Origin of the sequence: Niallia sp. HCP3S3_B10, from assembly GCF_052064465.1 — a bacterium.
Taxonomy (GTDB): domain Bacteria; phylum Bacillota; class Bacilli; order Bacillales; family Cytobacillaceae; genus Niallia; species Niallia hominis.
Genome location: NZ_JBQHVO010000085.1, coordinates 1 through 17,759, shown reverse-complemented (window position 1 = coordinate 17,759; position 17,759 = coordinate 1). Strand labels below are relative to the sequence as shown.

At 36.9% G+C, this 17,759-nt stretch carries 11 protein-coding genes and 1 pseudogene; 3 read left to right on the top strand and 9 right to left on the bottom strand.

Annotation, left to right across the window (positions count from 1 at the left end; genetic code table 11):
- A partial coding sequence (locus tag ACTNDN_RS23040) for an IS4 family transposase (protein ID WP_441132379.1) occupies window positions 1–593 on the top strand: 593 nt, incomplete at its 5' end.
- A gap of 23 nt (window positions 594–616) precedes the next feature.
- Here ACTNDN_RS23040 and ACTNDN_RS23035 read toward each other — a convergent pair.
- The 9 genes and pseudogenes from ACTNDN_RS23035 to ACTNDN_RS22995 form a co-directional block, all read right to left on the bottom strand.
- Window positions 617–2,077 carry a hypothetical protein gene (locus ACTNDN_RS23035; RefSeq protein ID WP_251629368.1) on the bottom strand — a complete coding sequence of 487 codons (1,461 nt, stop codon included), beginning with the start codon at window positions 2,075–2,077 and terminating at the stop codon, window positions 617–619.
- Window positions 2,078–2,841: 764 nt separating this feature from the next.
- On the bottom strand, window positions 2,842–3,567 hold the full coding sequence (locus ACTNDN_RS23030) for a hypothetical protein (protein WP_251629366.1): 726 nt from the start codon (window positions 3,565–3,567) through the stop codon (window positions 2,842–2,844).
- 580 nt (window positions 3,568–4,147) lie between these two features.
- Window positions 4,148–4,371, bottom strand: a pseudogene (locus ACTNDN_RS23025) (transposase); the annotation flags it as partial.
- Window positions 4,372–4,973: 602 nt separating this feature from the next.
- Entirely contained in the window at window positions 4,974–6,950 is a 1,977-nt protein-coding gene (locus ACTNDN_RS23020) for a hypothetical protein (protein WP_251630019.1), read from the bottom strand.
- Window positions 6,947–7,315 carry a hypothetical protein gene (locus ACTNDN_RS23015; protein WP_251630017.1) on the bottom strand — a complete coding sequence of 123 codons (369 nt, stop codon included), beginning with the start codon at window positions 7,313–7,315 and terminating at the stop codon, window positions 6,947–6,949. The genes ACTNDN_RS23020 and ACTNDN_RS23015 overlap by 4 nt, the downstream gene beginning before the upstream one ends.
- Window positions 7,312–8,781 (bottom strand): hypothetical protein, encoded by a 1,470-nt coding sequence (locus ACTNDN_RS23010; protein ID WP_251630014.1) that lies wholly within the window; start codon window positions 8,779–8,781, stop codon window positions 7,312–7,314. Before ACTNDN_RS23010 ends, ACTNDN_RS23015 begins: the two co-directional genes overlap by 4 nt.
- Entirely contained in the window at window positions 8,778–11,096 is a 2,319-nt protein-coding gene (locus tag ACTNDN_RS23005; protein WP_251630012.1) for a dynamin family protein, read from the bottom strand. The genes ACTNDN_RS23010 and ACTNDN_RS23005 overlap by 4 nt, the downstream gene beginning before the upstream one ends.
- A gap of 16 nt (window positions 11,097–11,112) precedes the next feature.
- Window positions 11,113–13,401 carry a dynamin family protein gene (locus ACTNDN_RS23000; RefSeq protein WP_251630011.1) on the bottom strand — a complete coding sequence of 763 codons (2,289 nt, stop codon included), beginning with the start codon at window positions 13,399–13,401 and terminating at the stop codon, window positions 11,113–11,115.
- Between the two features lies 1 nt (window position 13,402).
- Complete coding sequence (locus tag ACTNDN_RS22995) at window positions 13,403–15,589, bottom strand: dynamin family protein (RefSeq protein ID WP_441132376.1); 2,187 nt, start codon at window positions 15,587–15,589, stop codon at window positions 13,403–13,405.
- Window positions 15,590–16,339: 750 nt separating this feature from the next.
- Between ACTNDN_RS22995 and ACTNDN_RS22990 the strand changes: the two genes are divergently transcribed.
- Window positions 16,340–16,873 carry a hypothetical protein gene (locus tag ACTNDN_RS22990; RefSeq protein ID WP_251630007.1) on the top strand — a complete coding sequence of 178 codons (534 nt, stop codon included), beginning with the start codon at window positions 16,340–16,342 and terminating at the stop codon, window positions 16,871–16,873.
- A complete protein-coding gene (locus tag ACTNDN_RS22985; protein ID WP_441132374.1) occupies window positions 16,873–17,706 on the top strand; it encodes a hypothetical protein in 834 nt (277 codons plus the stop codon). The genes ACTNDN_RS22990 and ACTNDN_RS22985 overlap by 1 nt, the downstream gene beginning before the upstream one ends.
- Window positions 17,707–17,759 lie beyond the last annotated feature (53 nt).

Below are 17,759 nucleotides of genomic sequence, written 5' to 3'. Positions count from 1 at the left end.
TAAACGGGGAGATGGTTTCTTTAAAGCAACTATACCGCCTAGCTGGACCCATTCAATCCAAGAAAGGAATTCTTCGTTCCATCCATACGATGATGGCTAATGGAACACCAATTAAAGTGGTATTCATTCAAAACAGAAATAAGAAAAGCGACTGGCTTGCCATCCTCAGCACAGACTGCACTCTTTCAGAACAGGAGATCGTCCGAATCTATGGAATGCGCTGGGATATCGAGGTATTCTTTAAGGCGGCCAAATCTCTTTTGAAACTTGAAAAAGAATTCCAAAGCCGTTCATATGACGCGCTTATTTGCCATACAACGATTGTGTTTTCTCGTTTTATCGTTCTGTCGTGGCAGAATCGCTGTAATACCGATCAACGCACAATAGGTGGTCTGTTTTACGAATTATGCGATGAAGTAAATGAACTTGATTGGGCTGTCGCATTACAGCAATTGATCGAGCTTCTTCAAGATGCACTTAAACAAACGAATAAGAAAATCAAAAAAATAATTCAAAGTCAACTTGAACAGTGGATCGCTGGCCTTCCTAATTATATCAAGGCTTATTTGCCGATATCACTCTGCGAAAGTTGAGCAATTAATATAAAGATCCATTTTTATTCTTTTTTATAATAAACACCAAAAGCCTCATTAATATTTTTCTTAACAAATTTCCATGTTATTTCATTGTTATGCTTTGCAAGGTTCTCCAAATAAACAAAGGCTTCATTAGGATAATTATAAAGGTTTGCTAGATTTCTTCTTGGTTGAAGTCCAAGTTTTCGATCAAATTCTATTTGCTTTACGATGCCTTTATGATCCCCCTCTGATTTTTTCCCAAAACGCAGGAGAAGAAAAGGGTGTTTGTGATTAAATAATTTGGCAAAGCTGTTCATTTTACCATCAGGGCTCTCGTGGTATCCCACACCACCCGTAATATTTTTCATTCGATAAGCAGAATGAGTCATTTCGTTTACAATAAATTGATCAATTTTCCCGGCTAATTCTGCATATTGACCAAAACTTTCATATCCATTTTCTATAGCTTGCATGAAACCCTCTTCTTCAATCTCTATAGAAGCTTCCTCTTCCTCTATCTCTATTTCCAATTCCTCATTCCAAATTCCATCCGTTTCCCACATATCCCTAACCTGACTAGTATGGGATAGATCAAATGCTTTTAGAACATTATGTAGCATGATTTCAATATCATAATAACTGTTCAACTTCCCTCCTCTTATCCCCAAAAATTGGTGCAAAAGAAGAACTTTTCGATAAACACCATTATGCTCCCATTCATAGCAAGTATAACCCTCATCCCTTTTATCGAGAATCTTAGAAAAGTGGCCATTAAGGAAATGATTTTCAATGAATATTTCTAATGCAGCACTAGAAGCTTTTCCATTTGTGATGAGCCATCCATTTGGACATAGTTTGTTAGAAATAATAGTAAAAAGCTCTGTTAAATAAGGCTCATATTCCTTCACTTTTTGACTCAGCATTTGAACTGTTCTTTTATCATATGCTTTAATCTTGGAAGAATGAAGCGGAATAAATTCTCCTACAAAAATAGGATCCCTCTCAACAGCTGTTAAATATCTTACTAGTTTCTCCTCAGCATTTTTACAACCTTGATTAAATTCGGACCAAGTTACCAATCTCTTATTCTTTAAAGATTCCATTAAAATTGTTAGTTTCCGATAAAAATTGCCGATATTCGGTTCATTCCGTTGATTGGTGGTATAGGAAGTAGCATATTGCTCCCAAGTATTGCCGGCATTACGCTTTTCATTAATGGTTGTTTCGTTATGTAAAAACAATTTAGGGTTTAAGCCCAAAAAAGCAAAAGCTAACGGTTCGTCTTGCTTGTTTGTACTAGCAAACGGAACCGGTGGAATTAAGCAATTTTTGCCTTCATACATCATTTCTGTATGAAATCTCTCTTCCACTCTAGTAATTTGTAACGTCTCATTAAATCGCTTACTTAAGTTGTGAAGTTTCTCCTGATTATCTGACACTAAATGTCCAGGTTCCTGCCCAATTAAAATAGAAATTAACTTTAAAAAATCCTGTTTCAAACAAATTCCTCCCATTGATTAAATTCAAGCAGTCGTTTTCTGACGCGTTCTATAAAGATTTCTTCGGATTAACCAGTAATTTACAGGGTTGATTGTTTTACACTTAACACTCTAGAACTTAGTTTATAATCAAGGATTCACCACATTGGGTGCGCCACTTTGGTGACTAACACACCGTATGGTTCGGCCCCTTTTTCTAAACATATCTTGAATATGGGATCAGACCCTTCCCATGGACATTTGTCCATACGGAGGGTCTGATTTCATAGCTTTTAGTAATTATAAATTATTTCTTCTTATTTTAAGTTTGTTGCCATATGGATGCCACGGTGGAGGCCATAATTTTTATTAAGAAACTTCATAAATCATCTTTATTTTAAACATAAATTCACTATTTCCCAGTTAGATTTCAAAGATAAGATACTAAAAAATCCATCTATAAAAATGTCATAAAATCTATTGTAATCTTTATAAAATCATCAACTCTAATTACCATATCTCTTCTTTCAATTTTTCCACAAGATTTAACATGTACTGCAGCTTAATCTGTTCATTCTCCTTGACCTTAAAATATCTGTCCAGCTAAGTGTAGACTATCCATCTAACTAGAGCTTGCCTTAATAATTGTCCGTCCATAATTAGCTCCATTAAAACATAATCTGCAGGAATTTATAAATTTATGTATCTTTGAAATTAACACAGACATAGGTAAAATAGATTAGGAGTCCTTTTTATGTATCCCTCATAAAAAGAGTTATAATTGTTTACGAATTCAAATTATTATTTGGATCTCCATCTGGATTAGTTCTAATCCAACCTCCACCCTCTTCTGTAGTTAATTGAGTGTTAGGGTTACCATCTCCATCAACATATATCTCTCTTCCGTCAGAGAGAGTTCTCCAATGTGGTTCCACATGATTTATTCCAGGATTTTCATTTGATTGATTTATATCAGCTTGTGCCTCCAAATTGGAATCTGATCCATTAGAATCTATTTCTGGACTTCCTGCATCTGCTAAACTATGATTATCTCCTGTAGGATCACCAATATCTACTCCATCAACTATATCAACCACTCCAACTGCTAATGCACCAACAGCTACAGTCTTTGCAATATTTACTGTACCATTTTTAATTTTTTCATCATCATTATATTTAAATCCATCATAGATGTCTTTTCCATTTTTGTATGTATTCTTGGCAGTGCAATAAACACCTTTAGCAGTACGTGAAACAGAATTTCCTATATCTCCTAATCCATTTTCAATTTTATCATCGTCCTTCTGAATAATACCAGCAGCTGTATTCCATGCTCCATCAGCAACTTGTCCTAATGTATCACCAGCAAATTCAGAAGCCTGCTTAACTCCCTCACCTACTTCTTTAATGAATTTGCTTCCCGTTACTTCACCTACCACATTTACAGCTCCCCCTACTACAAATCCAGTAGCTTTTCCTGTAAATTTCCCTAACTCTCTTAAAAAACCCACTTTAAACACCCCAGTCTACTATTCTATAATTTTCCATCCATATACTCCATTATAATGGAAAATGAAAGAACATACTACTTTATACCTAAAACATACACCAAGTAAATAAAATCAATTTTTATTAAATGATCGGTCTGACAAAAAAATCGTGACGCGTTAGTCTACCTACTATATCCCTATTCTATAAAAGCAGGAATTAAAAATATGGAAATCCGACCTCATATTCTCAATATATAGAAAAGGATTCCTTAGCGCTGTGGCCGCTTGAAAGGGATGAAACACTTTTCGCTTGATAAATTGGGACACTCTTTTCCAGTTAGATACGTGGATTTTACATGAAGGAGCGTACAGGATAGCCTTAGTCAATTAGGAAAAATCCTTGTGTGGCTTCGTTTTATAAGAGAATCATGTTCGTAGAGGCCCCATGTCAAATGATATTGGTTTTAATCTAACTTCCAGTAAGGTGTGTCACTTAAATGAGCAGAAACTGTGTCATTTTCTGGTTCTTACGCACTTTTGGTGAAAACGTATATGTCTGGATAGGAAGGAATTTTAATGTTTTTTCAGAAAAACATTTTCCCTATAAAGTTAATAATACTCTTTGTGTTAATAGCTTGCTGCTCGTACGTCCATACATCATTCTTTTAATGGTTTTGAGTCGTTTAACATGCCCTTCCGTTATTCCATTACTAAACGAGAGGGAACATGCAGCTGTAATTGCTTTTATGTCTTTCTCTACGTAGCTCATAAATGTTTGGATAGCTGAAAAGGTATTTTATATTTTATAAGCCAATTTATTAAGCCTTCAGCCTTCGTTGACATAATTTCCCTCCTCATAAGCAATAGGTCCTATGTCAATATATTAGCATATTTTGGATATTATAAGAAATTACATTAGTAGTATCCATAGTTGTTCTAATGGTTTAATAAATGAATTTATTGATGAAAGTCGGATAGAAAAGACAATAATATTAACAAAATGTTCTATATATTACTATATAGAAGCTTTTCAACCATCTTTCCAAGATACAAAAACACCAACAAACATTGTATATCAACGTTTGTTGATGTTTTACTGTTTTTTAAATTAACTTGTTTTCACCAAGAATATCGGTGTTGGGATAGAAATTACATAAAAATTCGATTAATGTAAAACATTTTCGAAAAATAACATCCTATCTTATTAACTTTTTGGACCTATAATATCTCCCTTAAGTCCTCAGCAGTCCGTTCACAACTGTCAATCAACCGCCCGCATTTCTATTATTTTATTTGTGTCGAAAACTTCCCAGATTGGAAGTTCTTGTTCAACTTCTTGTTTTGGGTAGAGTATAATGCATTGGTTGATAGAACGATAGGGACGGTTCTCGCGCCTCCAAGAAAGTGTGAGAACCTTCGTGCTTCTTTTACCTTAACTTCTGCAGCATCTCATCCTGCATCCTTACTATATGTGTTCGCAAGCTGTTTTTTGATTCAATCGTGTCAACGAGCGTGGATGAAAGTATTTCCATCGTTTCATATAGCTTTTTGTACTCTTCCTTCGACATTGCCTGAAGATTATGGTGAAGATCTGTTAGTGGAATCAACAAGTCTCTAAAATCATCCACCTGAGCTTTAAGCTTTTCTTGTTGACCACTCGCTAGCTGTAGTTGCTTTTGATGCTCTGAGATCAATTCTTTATGGAAACTTGAAAACTGGTTGATCACATCAGAAGTTCTTTGAACAATAACTTTATTTTCTTCGATTTGATGTTTCACAACTTTTGCTAATGAGCCTTCAAGCTCGCGCAATACATTCCGATGATGCTGATCCATTGAGCCTCGAGTTTTGACAGCTTCCTCTTTTGATTCCTTTAAGAAGCGTTGCATATGGTCATGCTGATTTTTTCCTTGGGTCTTCAATTCCTGTAATGATTTTGCTGTTTCAGTTTTCGTCAATTCTACAACTTCATTCAGTTTTACAACCTGTTGTTTTGTATAGTCATCTAGCTTCGCTTGTGAGCCTTCTACCGTTTCATTCAGTTTTTCAACAATCGTTGTAACCGCTGTGTATTGGTTTTCCATTCTCTTAGCGACACCCGCTTGCATTTCTTCAAAGCGGTCTTTTAACGCTGACGAAAGATCCTCAAGTTTTTGGCTTTGTTCAATGGTGCTGTTTGTCATCTGCTGTTGTGCATGAATCGTTGAATCATGTGCGCTTGTCATATAGTTGTCCATTTTTTCATGGAAAGAAGATGTATTGTTCTTAAGCACTTCAATCACTTCTTCAATCTTTTTCACCTGCTCACCCGACTGGTTCATGATTTCTTCTTGGACTGTAACAGCCGATTCCTTCATCATCGTGATCACATCCTGCAATCCTTCCTTATATGAAGAAAGGTTTTCGAAGAATGATCCTTGCAACTCTTGTCCATCATCCTTTATCGTTTGGGCCAATTGCTGAAGTGATTGCAGCTGTTCAGTTGAACTCCCTTTAATTTCTTCTAAAATAGTAGACATATGTTCACTGATTTTCTCCTGTTGCTCGTTAGCTGAATCCTTAAAGTTCACTAATAATGCATCAGATTTCTCTAACTGTCTATCAAGCTGTTCCTTCAATAGCGATTGAGAGGACTCTTCCAAGTTTTTCATTTCTTCTAGAACTAATGTGATTTGCTTTGTAAAAGCATCTTGCTGCGAATTCGCATTTTCTTGAATGGTTTTCACAAAAACTTCGGTCGCTCTTTCTGACTGCTGCTCCAACGCTTTCAATTCTTCAACAACACCCTGGCTCATGCTTTCCAAGCTTGAATTGATAGATTGATAGATTTCAGTTTGTTGATCCACTGTTCCACCAATCGTATTGATTTTCTCTGTGACGGACTCTTGGTATGCTTTAGCATCCTTAGCGTTTTGATTCATTTGATCAAGGATATTTTTAGAAACTCCCTGAAGTCCTTCTCCCTGTTCAATGATGGATCTATACAGTTTTTCCACCCCATCATTTAATGAGCTCTTTACTTCCTTTTCCGCTTCTAAAAGAATTTCAAGCTTCTGTTGGACAATTACCAGGGAACTAGCTAATGTTTGACGATTTTTCTCTAACAATTCAGTCTGAAGTGTAGAACTGCTCACCACTGCTTCTCGCAGCTCTTTCATTTGCTCAGCCATTGTCGTCGCATCCTGACTCATTTGACTGATAACATCCTCGGTGTTCTTGTTTTGATTTTGCTGAAATGAATGAATTCCCTTGATCAGTTCTACGATGACTACATAAAGAAGGATGGAAACAACTAGTCCACCAGCAACGGTGAGTACATGTAGTTCCCCATCCTTCCATGAATACATCATAAAGATGATCAAAACCGATAAAGGAATCAATATCGCTGATTTTGATTTATTCATTTTGTACTTTCTCCTTTAGTGTTCACGTCAATAAACTCTTCTGGGTACTGGTCCACATAGGAGAATAATAAACGACCGAACCTAGACTTCTGATCAATGCTCTTTTTAAATGAATCTACATTGACTTTTTTACTTGAGATAAAATAAAGATAAAACTCTGAGAGCTGCATAAGGACCATGGCACGCTCTTCCACCCCAAGCTGTTCCATTGCCTGAATGAGCACACCAAACCCTTGCTTCGTGCCAGGAATGGTCTTTTCTAATTGCCCGAATTTCACAGATAATTTTTCAATGAGCTGTTCATTAAAACTTTCCATCTCAATCAAGGGGTAAAACAGCGAATCGATTTTATCCTGTCTGTTCATTTCGACACCCCGACTCCTTCATTTAACAACTGGCAAATCGGCGTTAATGCTTTCTCTATTTGTAGAAAAAATGCTTGTTTTGTGTCATAATCTTGATTCTTAAAATAAGCCAACATTCGCTTATTCAACTTATATATCCTTTTTACTGTTGGTATCACATTTGTCTGAAAACAAGCACTCACCTTTATGATTTTTTTCATTAAAAGAATATCCTCTGGAGAGTGCTCTAACCACCATTCATTACACATCTCATGAATTACTTCACTAATTAAATGGTTAAGTTTTTCCTCGTTTTGGCCTTGCTCTGCCCAGTTATTTAGCTGCATACGAAGAAACACTGGAAAATCGATTTTTCTTTTATCAGCACCATCAACATTCTCCTTCTCTGCTCCTTCATTAACGTTCATATACAAATAGAGGTCATAGAATGATAGAGAAGAGAAAAAATGCACATGACTTTCGGATGGAAGAGTTGAAAGTCTTTCTTTCTGCCTCACTAGTGTCTCTTGATCGGTTCCAATGAGGATGACTTGCTTTCTTTCAGGCTCCATGAGCTGATTAAACTCTTGTCGCTCCAACCTCTCACCGATTAAGTAAATCACTCGCTTCTCATTTCCTGGTGTTTGTGCTTTTTCGTCAAAGTTAAATCTCCAAGTATAATAAAAGAGTGCTTTAAGTGGAACGCCTATTTTTACCCTGCCACTTCTAAGCTTCATAAACGCTAAAAAGCTTTCTTCCGTCACCGGCCCTGAATCAAGGTGAATCGTAAAGGTGTGATGGTAGTTTACATCAATGTCCCCCGTAAATTCATTTAACCAATCCATTAATGAGAAAGGAGCAGGAAATGTATTTTCCCAATGGGGATTTATATAGCTTGATAGAAATTGAATTTGAAGTTGCTTTTTACCAATGACATGAACGAGTGCTCTCATTTTTAATTCACCAGTCAAGTCAGCCAGCACCTCTTCCTCTACCGTAGATGGTTCGGCCGATGCAGCAATATATTTTCGAATGAAAATCTGAGGTTTCCCTCCGCTCTCATTCTCAGCATCTACTAGATTACTAGACTGCTCTTCATGCTTGGATGGAGAATCTTCCTCAAGGTCTTCATCCTCAAGATATTCCCCTTGATCAAGTCCAAAGTCCTCCTCATCCAAATAATCCCTATGATCTAACCCAATTCCCTCGTCATCTAAATAGCTAGCCTGATCTAACCCAAAATCGTCATCATCTAGGTAACTAGCTAGATCTAACCCAAAATCCCCCTCGTCTAGATCTAACAAAACAGTTCTTTCATCTTGCTCTACTAAAGAAGTTAATCCTCGCTGAGCCGATTCCTCTTTTTCCACAGCCGGAAGTGGTTCCAGCTGTGACAGATAGTGCCAAACAGATAGATCCTGCTCTTCTTTTGACAAAAGAGCAGCTTGCTTCATTTGAGCATCTATCCATGAATAGATGTTCTTCATGAAACGACGACTCCAAGATATTCCTCGCACACATCCACTTGTTTTGTTAGTTGTGCTTTTTGTTCTAAAAGTACCTCTATATTTTCCTTATAAGTCGATTCCACCTGAGTTAGCTGTTGTTCTAACTCCTCAAACTGTCCTTTATAGTAGGACTGCAGCCCTGCGCTCACCGCATGCTCGATTTGAAGGCTTTCCGCTGTTAGCCAGTTGTCCAATAAGGCCATTTGCTCATTGATAAATACAGAAATCTTCTCTTCAGCAATCGCTTTGTACGAATCTGCGATTGCTTGTTGAATTGCTTTCTCCTGATTTGACTGAAGCTCAACAAGTTTTCGTTCTTTTTCGGCTTTCAATGCTTCCAGCTGTTGCTTTTGCTGCTCTTGAAGCTTCGCCTCTTGAACACTCTTTGCTTGCTGTGCAATTTTTTGATTTAACTCTCTCTTTTTTTGCATAAACGTTTGTTCAATTTCATATTTTTGCTTATAAAATTGACTTCGATTTGCCCCATCCTCAACAAGGATTGTTTTTCCTTCATTATGGTCGATCGCCGCACCAATTTTTTCACCAATTCCTTCAAAGGACAGTAGCTTCAGTGCCTTAACAGCCTTTTCCTTCATCAATTGCTCGCCTGTTTTCTGAGCAATCTCTTTGCCTGCTTCTTTCGCCATAACCTTTGCCACTTCTATGGAGGCAGCTTTCGCACTTTCCTTAATCACTTGCTTTGAACCTTCTTTTGCCGCTAGTTTGCCTGCTTCTATCGCCGCTTTCGTCCCAGCCTTCGCTTGACCTGCCACTGGAACAAACATCACTGCTACATCCGCAAGTTTCCCTATGTTTGTTAACATCTCTTGATAATAGTTAGCATCAGAGCGCTCTCGTTCCACGAATTGTGCCACATATGGAACATCAAGCTTGCCCTTTAACGTCTGGAGCTCATCTTGTAGTTCTTGAAGCTGATGCTCATGAAGCGCTGAATCCACATCAACAGCAGGTATTTCTACTAACTGCTGATATTTTTGTTGCAAGCTCTCGACCTCTCCTGCTAGCTTTAAAAATTGCTCTTGTTGATATTGCTCTAACTCCTCTAAGTTTGGCTTCGGAATGTGGATATCGGTTGTTACCTTTTCAATTTCTGCGATTTGAAGTTGAAGGTCATGCTTACTTTGTTCCTTCATTTCAGCTAAGGTTTGATCAATAAATTCCTTTCGATTTGAAAGAATCTCATCTTGGATCAAAAGCGCTAATTGTTCAGCTGCTCCCTTTGAATTAATATTTACCAGTTCTTTTAACATCAACTGCTTTAGCTGAATTTTTTGAGACTCTAATTGACTGCGTTTATTACTGCGAATGTCGTGCCATTTCTCCATCGTTTTTAATCGATCATTTTCGATTAAACGCTCAATTTTCTCCTGATCAGCAAGGATTTTTGCTCGCTCTTCTTCTAAGCCCACTTCTCCCTTATTGATACTGGTATTGATAAAATGAAGCTCTGTCACAAGATGGTCCTTGACCTTTTCGATCAGTCCTCTCATCCGTTGCTCTGCTGCTGTTTGTTTTAAGCTTTGAGCATTTTGCGCAATCGATTGGAAAATCACATTTCGTAGTTCTTCCATTCCATAGCCTTCTTTTGCAGAGACTGAATAGACTGTAACAGGGATGGATAAAGCTGTAGCCAATTCGTCCTCAAGTCTTAAAATTACATCTGATAAATCTTCGCCTTCGTCTTGTTGTAGAAGACGATCAATTTTATTTAAGACAAAATAAAGGTTTGGCTGAAGTTGACTAATATGTTTTAGATATAATAAATCCTCTTTGGAAACACCTGCCGTTGATAGTACATAAACGGCTGCTTCTGCATCTAAAATGGCGTTTTCTGACATTCTTATATGGCTCTCATGAATCGTATTTCTTCCTGGAGTATCCACCAACACAATGTCTTCTGGTAAGCTTCCCGTCGAAACGGAGACTTTAAACTTTTCAATTGATTCAATTCCGTTGTTACCTTGGATATATTTTTTGATCTCAGCAAGGTCAAGTGTCTCTTGAGTCCCACTTACCTTTTCTGCCACTGCCAACTCTTCAGCCGATTTTCTTACTTCTGTTACAATTGCAGTCGTTTCCGTCACCTTTGTTGGTAAAAGTCCAGGCCTTTCGATTAACTCATTGATTAAATACGATTTTCCTGCACTAAATTTCCCAAGAAATGCAATATACAATTCATTGCGCTCCAAATGCTTATTTATCGATACGAGTTCCTCTTTTTGGTCAGTCGTGAGTGTTAGCGTCTCTAATATTTGCTTCGCCTTTTCAATCATTTCTGTCATCCCCCTCTTATCCAATCGTTGCTAGGCTACGCCCTTCTTTCAATTGCTGAAGATCGTTCTTTTTCTCTTCCATCCTTTGTTGAATTGACTTTAACTGATTCTCAATCTCCTGCTGCTCTTGTTTACTTTTGTTCATCAGTTCTTTTTGGTTTCCAAGCTCGGCTGTTAAATTTTTAATAATCGAATCTTGCTCTTCATAATAATGATCGACGATTCTTGAAACAACCGCCTCCACATTCAATGTGTCAATGAGCTCATGGTATTGCTGCTTTACGCCAATGGTCACTTCTACAATCGCACGAATGATTTCCTTATTCATTCGTTGAACTTCTTCTTTTTGGTTATCTAGGATCTTTTTCATGATTTGATTTCGAATGCTTTGGAAATCGCTTCGGAGCTTGTCCTCTTTTCCTTCAAGCTTATCAAGCTGCTGCTTCATCAATTGACTAGACCCTTTTGCTTCTGATTTTCGACCTTCAATTTGTGATAGTTTCGTTTCGTAATCTTTTTCCAGACGTGCTAAATCACTTTCCCATTTTTCCACTCGAGGGTTTTTCACCGTGATTTTCTTCATTTTCTCAGGAACACCTAGCCAGGTTAACAGCTTACCTGCTCCTTTTCGCTCACGTTCCACCTCTTCATTCAAATAATACGTCTCACCTTGAAGTCTTGTATTAATTTCTGCTCTTCGAGTCTCATAGCGTTCATAAAATTGATCCAATTCTTCCTCAACCATTTCATTATGCTGAACCTGTCCGATTTTTTCATCAATGGCATCCATTTTATCGCGAACCGCTTGGGTGTCTTCCTCAATCTTTTGCAACGATTCCTTCAAATAGGATAGCTCCGTATGGTCACTTTTTTGAACCATTCTTAAGCCGACGTTTACAGTTAAATCTAAATCACCTGTATTTAGTTCACTCGCAAGCTGTTCTTCATTTATGCGAATGTGCTCGACGACTGATCGTAAGACATTTCGCTTTATGAGTTTTATGAAACTTTCCGCTTCTGATAAATAACGAGACTTAATTCGTTCATTTAAGCGGTCAAAATCATTTTTGAACGTTTCAAGGTCCTCATAATTCGTTAATTGTGATTGAAGCTGTGATGATAGAAGATCCATCTTCTTTTCAAATTTTTCTTCAGAGCTATCGATCAAATCTCTTATACTCCGCATGATTGTTGCTTTTTCATCACTTAATGCTAGTTTACGAGAATCAATTGATTCGGTTAAACGTCCAATTTCTTTTTCTACTGCTAAAAGATCAACTTCACCCTTTACAACTGCTAGCTTATTTGTCAGCTGTTGAACCACATCTTCATAGAACCTCTCAATTCGATTCAATGGCTGTGAAAGTAATTCATTCACTTTCTCACCCTTCGTCAAATAATCCCATAAGCGATTCTCAAAAGAGACAATTTCAGAAGCTGCTAGCCATTCAGCCTTCTTCCTGTCATCCTGAGTATTCTCAGCAATCCTTGAGTTGAGCGCCTTTAACGCACTTACTGGGTATACTTTTGCATGGTCCTTTGACACATTATGATAAGGATTATCCTGCAATTTTTCCTCAATGGATTCAACTACTTCAGCAATGGTTTGCTCTTCTAAATTCACTTCATCAGAACGATTTGCCACAAAGAAAATACGATCAATAGATTCATAGACATCACTGATAAACTCAAACTCTGTGCGACTACCTGCACGATTAATATCAAACAGAAAAATACTCGCATTCGATCGTCTGATTTGCTTTTTCGTGATTTCATCATGCTTGATATGAAGTGATTCCATTCCTGGTGTATCAACAATGACAACACCATCTTCTAGATAAAGAGAATCAATGTAAATATTGACATATTTGATTTCCTCGACAACTTTAATTTTTTTGCTCATCTCTGAAACATAGTCCTCTAACTCAGCGAATGGCACCGATCTTTGACTACCATTTTCAAAAAAGATGACTGCCTCTTCTTTTTGCTCAGGATGCTGTGAGGCATGAACAATATAATTCACGGTAGCGGTGGTTGGCTGCGCTTTACTTGGTAGCACTTTTTTCCCAACAATCGCATTAATAAAAGTTGATTTTCCTGTACTAAATTCACCAATTACAACCAGTTCAAACCGGTTATTTGTAAGGTTTTCCTTTAAAACTTGAAAGTCATTAATACTCGCTTTTACGTCAATCAACTCTCCTAGCTGCTGATCGATTTCTTGTGCAAACAAATAATTCTCTTTAACTAAATTTGTTACCTTTTCAATTTGATTACGAAATTGCAGGCGTGTCGTTTGCTCCATCTTAAAATACCCCCTCAAGTAAATAAGCGTGCTGTCCTCTTATTTCCTTTTCCTCTACTGTCACTCGTTCACGAACATGCTTCTTGATTGTTTCATTAACCTCTTTGCGATCATTACTTAAATCCTTGGTGCATTCCTTATACACGCCGGTTGCCTGTTGATTAAGAACAAGGTGAAATTCCTCAATGCATTTCTTTGCATATTCTCGGTATGATGTGTGCAGATCCTCCATGAGGTCAATCATCTGATCTTCACTTTGTTCCTCTAACTTCCGTACTTCTCGGTCATGCATTCGCTTTAAACGCTCTTCCACTTGGAGCTTTGACTGCAGGCTTCTGACAGAACTACTTAGCTGCTCAAGCTTTCGTTCATACGTCCGTTCAAGTGATTCTTTGTCCTTAATCCACTTTTGTTGCCTTGAATCATCTCTCCCAGTTCTTTTCACTGTTTTCGTCGAAAATAAATCTAGGATTTTACCAAGACCTTTTCTTGAAACCTCCTCATAATAGGTATAGGTTTCAACCTTCGGCATCGCACCTAAACGCCTTGTTTCGCGCTCAAAATCCTTTTGAGTAGTCGTCTGTTCATAGGATTTCTCTGCGATTTTCTCCGATAATTGCTCAAGCTTTTGTTCAGCTAACTTTGATTCCTTCATTCGGCTAGTTTTTTCTTCTTCAAGCTTAAAAATCGGCTGAAATCTTTTATCCACTTGATTATCTTGGTTTACTTTAAACTGAAACTGGCGGTTCGTTAATTCATTGACCAATCTGCTAAATCGCGTTTCCGCTTTCTTTTTTTTCTGATTCGCTTGCATGATAAGTTCAATCACGACCCGATTGCGTTTCGGCACATATTCTTCTAACAGCACGGTATCACGATGGACAATTTGAATGAATTCATTATATTTTTTATTGGCCAGTTCGTTAATTTCTTTGTTTAGACCAATTATTTGAATTTTGATGTTTTTTACAAATAGGTCCATATCCTTCCAGTCTTTTTTTAACAAAGCCATTAAGTTGTTCTTTAATTTCGTTGAGATTACCGTTGCTTCAGACTGGAAAGATGGCGATATTTGCTCCACCCACCCCTCTTTTTTGTCACTCATTTCCTTCACGATTTGCTCGGTTTCATTTCTCATATAGAGAAGCAGCCCCTGCTCTAATTCATCATACTCAAGACGCATTCGCCTTACGATGTTTTCAATTCTCGTTTGGATTTGCTGGCGTTGTTCTTGCACTTTCGATTCCTGTAACTGCTTAGCTTGGGTGGCTTCATCTATATCTTGTTCAAGTCGCAAAAAATCTTTCTCAATCGATGTTAAGAAATCCTGTTGATATTCTTGTTTTTCTATGTATTGAAACAGCTTCTCTTCCAATGCAAGAATGCCACTGTTCATGACTAATGGTTGATAGTGCTCCATTCTCCCCTTGAGTGCATTTTTTGAGGATAGTCCGTATACAACAGGAGTGGATTTCATGATGCTAATTTTTTCAATCTCCAAAGCAATTGATTGAAGGTGGGTTACATGTTCTTCCTTAGGAACAACATCCAACTGATTGACGACAAAGAATACCCGCTCTTGATATTGGTTTATATAATTTAAGAGCCTAGCATCTGAGCTAGACACCCCTCTGCTTGGCATCAGATATATGATCGCTGCCGCTTTTTCAATTTCGTTTTTTGTGTATTCAAAGATTCTCTCAGTAATCCCATTATCACCTGGAGTATCGACTAGACAAATATGCTCTCCTAATAACGGAATCGTCCGATACACCTCTACGACTTCTATATTTGCAGCCACATCCATCTGTGTTTGTAAAAGGGTGGCATACTTTTTTAAGGTCTCTTGATTTCCGTTCAAATCCACCCACTCGACCTTACCTTTTTTAAACTTAACAGCCGCCTTGTTGACGCGTGAATCCTCTTTTTTGACTGAAAAAATCTTCGTTGTCACTGCCGTTGTTTCTTTAACACTCGTTGGTAATAAATTGCCGCCCATTAACGCATTAATAAAGGTCGACTTCCCCGTACTAAAATGACCTACCACAACGATATTATAAATTTCACTATTCATTTTCGCTTCAATAAACTCGCATTCTTGTTCTAAAAAAACGTCTCCAATCGATGCTTCCTTTAACTTTGCTAACTTCTCTTTTAGGAGTAATCTTCTCTTGTTCAGACCTAGCATCTACTTCCTCCTAGCCATTTATAACAATTCACATATTCTGTAAATCTACTATAGTACTAATTTATAATAAAACAAAGTAGGATATATGTAATATTATTTTTTCAAATCTTGTGACCTATAAACTATTTCATTATCGGATGAATTTATAATTGTTTGAGAAAACGGTGCCTGTCCCCCGCTACGCTCTCACCTCTATTCAGTTATCAAAGAACAATTTTATACGTTCATTATACATATTCAAATGGACATGTCATGTACTTAAAAAAATCCCCAAAAATATATTCAATACTTCCAAAGTAAATCTTTTTACTTATATTGACACAACATCGATAAAAAATTTGTCGAAAATAGACAAAAAATAGGAAAAATGATTGATTCTTTTCCTTTTTTTGTTACTTGACATTAAATCTAAATTTTATTCTCTTCTATATAAAAATAAATTAATTTCTGATCTATAGTTTACAACAATATAAACGCCGCATATATACTGCTAGATGAATTCCCTTATCCTCAGCTCTACTGTGTTTTTCCAAATTTATCTATCTTTCATTTTAAAATTAGCACATTATAGTATAATAGACTTATAACTAATTAACTATTCATTAAGTAAAATACTTGAAGAATGGGATGCAAAGCTAAAAGGACTTCACCTCTAAAGGATAAGCCAACCAGCTTTCATTAGTTGAGATGTTATAGTGCTCTTTTTAAGCATCAATTTTTATTCTATTGTAAAGGAGTTAAGACAAAAAAATGAACGACTTATTTGAATTTTTGTTTAGGCAAATCCCCTCTCTAAGGACAATCCGTACTATAAATGCTCCAAATATTATTGAGGACATAGCAAACGAAACTGTTAAATCTAACATACAAGGAGTTTTGGGAGAATTAAATGTTGATTTGAATGGTCAGCATGTTGAGATACATAACATTGTAGTAGGAAACTACCAAATAGAAACAGATGGTGGAGTATTAACAGCCATGGATCGTTCAGGTGAAGGAGAAACATTCTATGAATTTGATCATGCCGAGGCATACTCTCAATCAGGCTTATTTGGTCAGGAGAACTTTTTTGATGCTGATACACATCAGTTAATTGGACAGAGTGGCATGGACGCACTAGGACAGACAACCATAACAGTTCCTTCTTCTTTTGATCTAGATTTTATGAATACAATAGAAGCATTTGATACCTTCTCTTCAGCACAAGACTTTTCAGACCTTGCCGACTTGTCAGATTTTCTTGATAATTCGGATACTTTATTAGATTTACTGGACCTATTCTAATGACTACTATTTTTCAAAATCCTGCTCAACAAATCATGACTATGGAAGAGAGGATCAATAAAGAATTAAACAAAGATGCTGCTGAAGAAATCCTTGCATACGCTGAAATAAAAACAGAGCAAAAATATCAACAAATTTTTAACATTCTAGTTAAACGGGTAGATCGTATCAACGAAATCTATACAACAGAAACTAATAGTAAACAGCAGTATCTAGAGCGGATGCAGCAGTTTTTGAATATTACAAATCCTGCTTATCTGTCAGATGAGCTCAAACGAACCCTTTTCTTCAGTGAAATTGAAAGAGAGTATAAACAAATATATGAATTCTTTTCTAAAACCGATTATGGGAAAGTATTTCTTCGATATAAATTTGATTCCAAAGCGTTAAAATCAATGCAAGGAGGGATTCTAGCTGATGTTCATTTAATCCAAAAAAGTTTAGAAAACTATGCCTCGGTTTATGCAGAGCATATAAAGGTGATGAAAGGGATTAAAGATTCAGCTGGGGCGAAAATAGCGTTCCGAATAGGAACTAAGGTAGTTGGAAGCCTTCTTCTTGGACCTCTTGGTTCTATTGCAGGAGGAGCACTTGCCAAAGCCATTACAAATGATAATAACGCTATCGTACATTCCTACTCTCAAGTTCTTAATGCTTGGAGCGAATACTTAGAAAAACTAGATGAATTCTTACTCAATCTGAAACTTCGCTATAACCATATCCTCCTAACTTTGGTTGGCGGCTTGTTTGTACGTGTCTCACAGGATTTGAATGTATTTGATGTTGGCATTAATAGTTGTAACCGTCAAGTAGTTTTGAACACTTTTTGCTAATTAATTTTGAACACTTTCTCTTTCAAAAATTGTTGTTCTATTCTTTATTCTGT

Excerpts from the sequence above, each read along its gene's own strand:
- ACTNDN_RS23005 (WP_251630012.1), bottom strand. The coding sequence starts at position 11,096 with ATGATTGAAAAGGCGAAGCAAATATTAGAGACGCTAACACTCACGACT.
- ACTNDN_RS22985 (WP_441132374.1), top strand. The coding sequence starts at position 16,873 with ATGACTACTATTTTTCAAAATCCTGCTCAACAAATCATGACTATGGAA.
- ACTNDN_RS23020 (WP_251630019.1), bottom strand. The coding sequence starts at position 6,950 with ATGAATAAATCAAAATCAGCGATATTGATTCCTTTATCGGTTTTGATC.
- ACTNDN_RS22990 (WP_251630007.1), top strand. The coding sequence starts at position 16,340 with ATGAACGACTTATTTGAATTTTTGTTTAGGCAAATCCCCTCTCTAAGG.
- ACTNDN_RS23015 (WP_251630017.1), bottom strand. The coding sequence starts at position 7,315 with ATGAACAGACAGGATAAAATCGATTCGCTGTTTTACCCCTTGATTGAG.
- ACTNDN_RS23000 (WP_251630011.1), bottom strand. The coding sequence starts at position 13,401 with ATGGAGCAAACGACACGCCTGCAATTTCGTAATCAAATTGAAAAGGTA.
- ACTNDN_RS22995 (WP_441132376.1), bottom strand. The coding sequence starts at position 15,589 with ATGCTAGGTCTGAACAAGAGAAGATTACTCCTAAAAGAGAAGTTAGCA.
- ACTNDN_RS23010 (WP_251630014.1), bottom strand. The coding sequence starts at position 8,781 with ATGAAGAACATCTATTCATGGATAGATGCTCAAATGAAGCAAGCTGCT.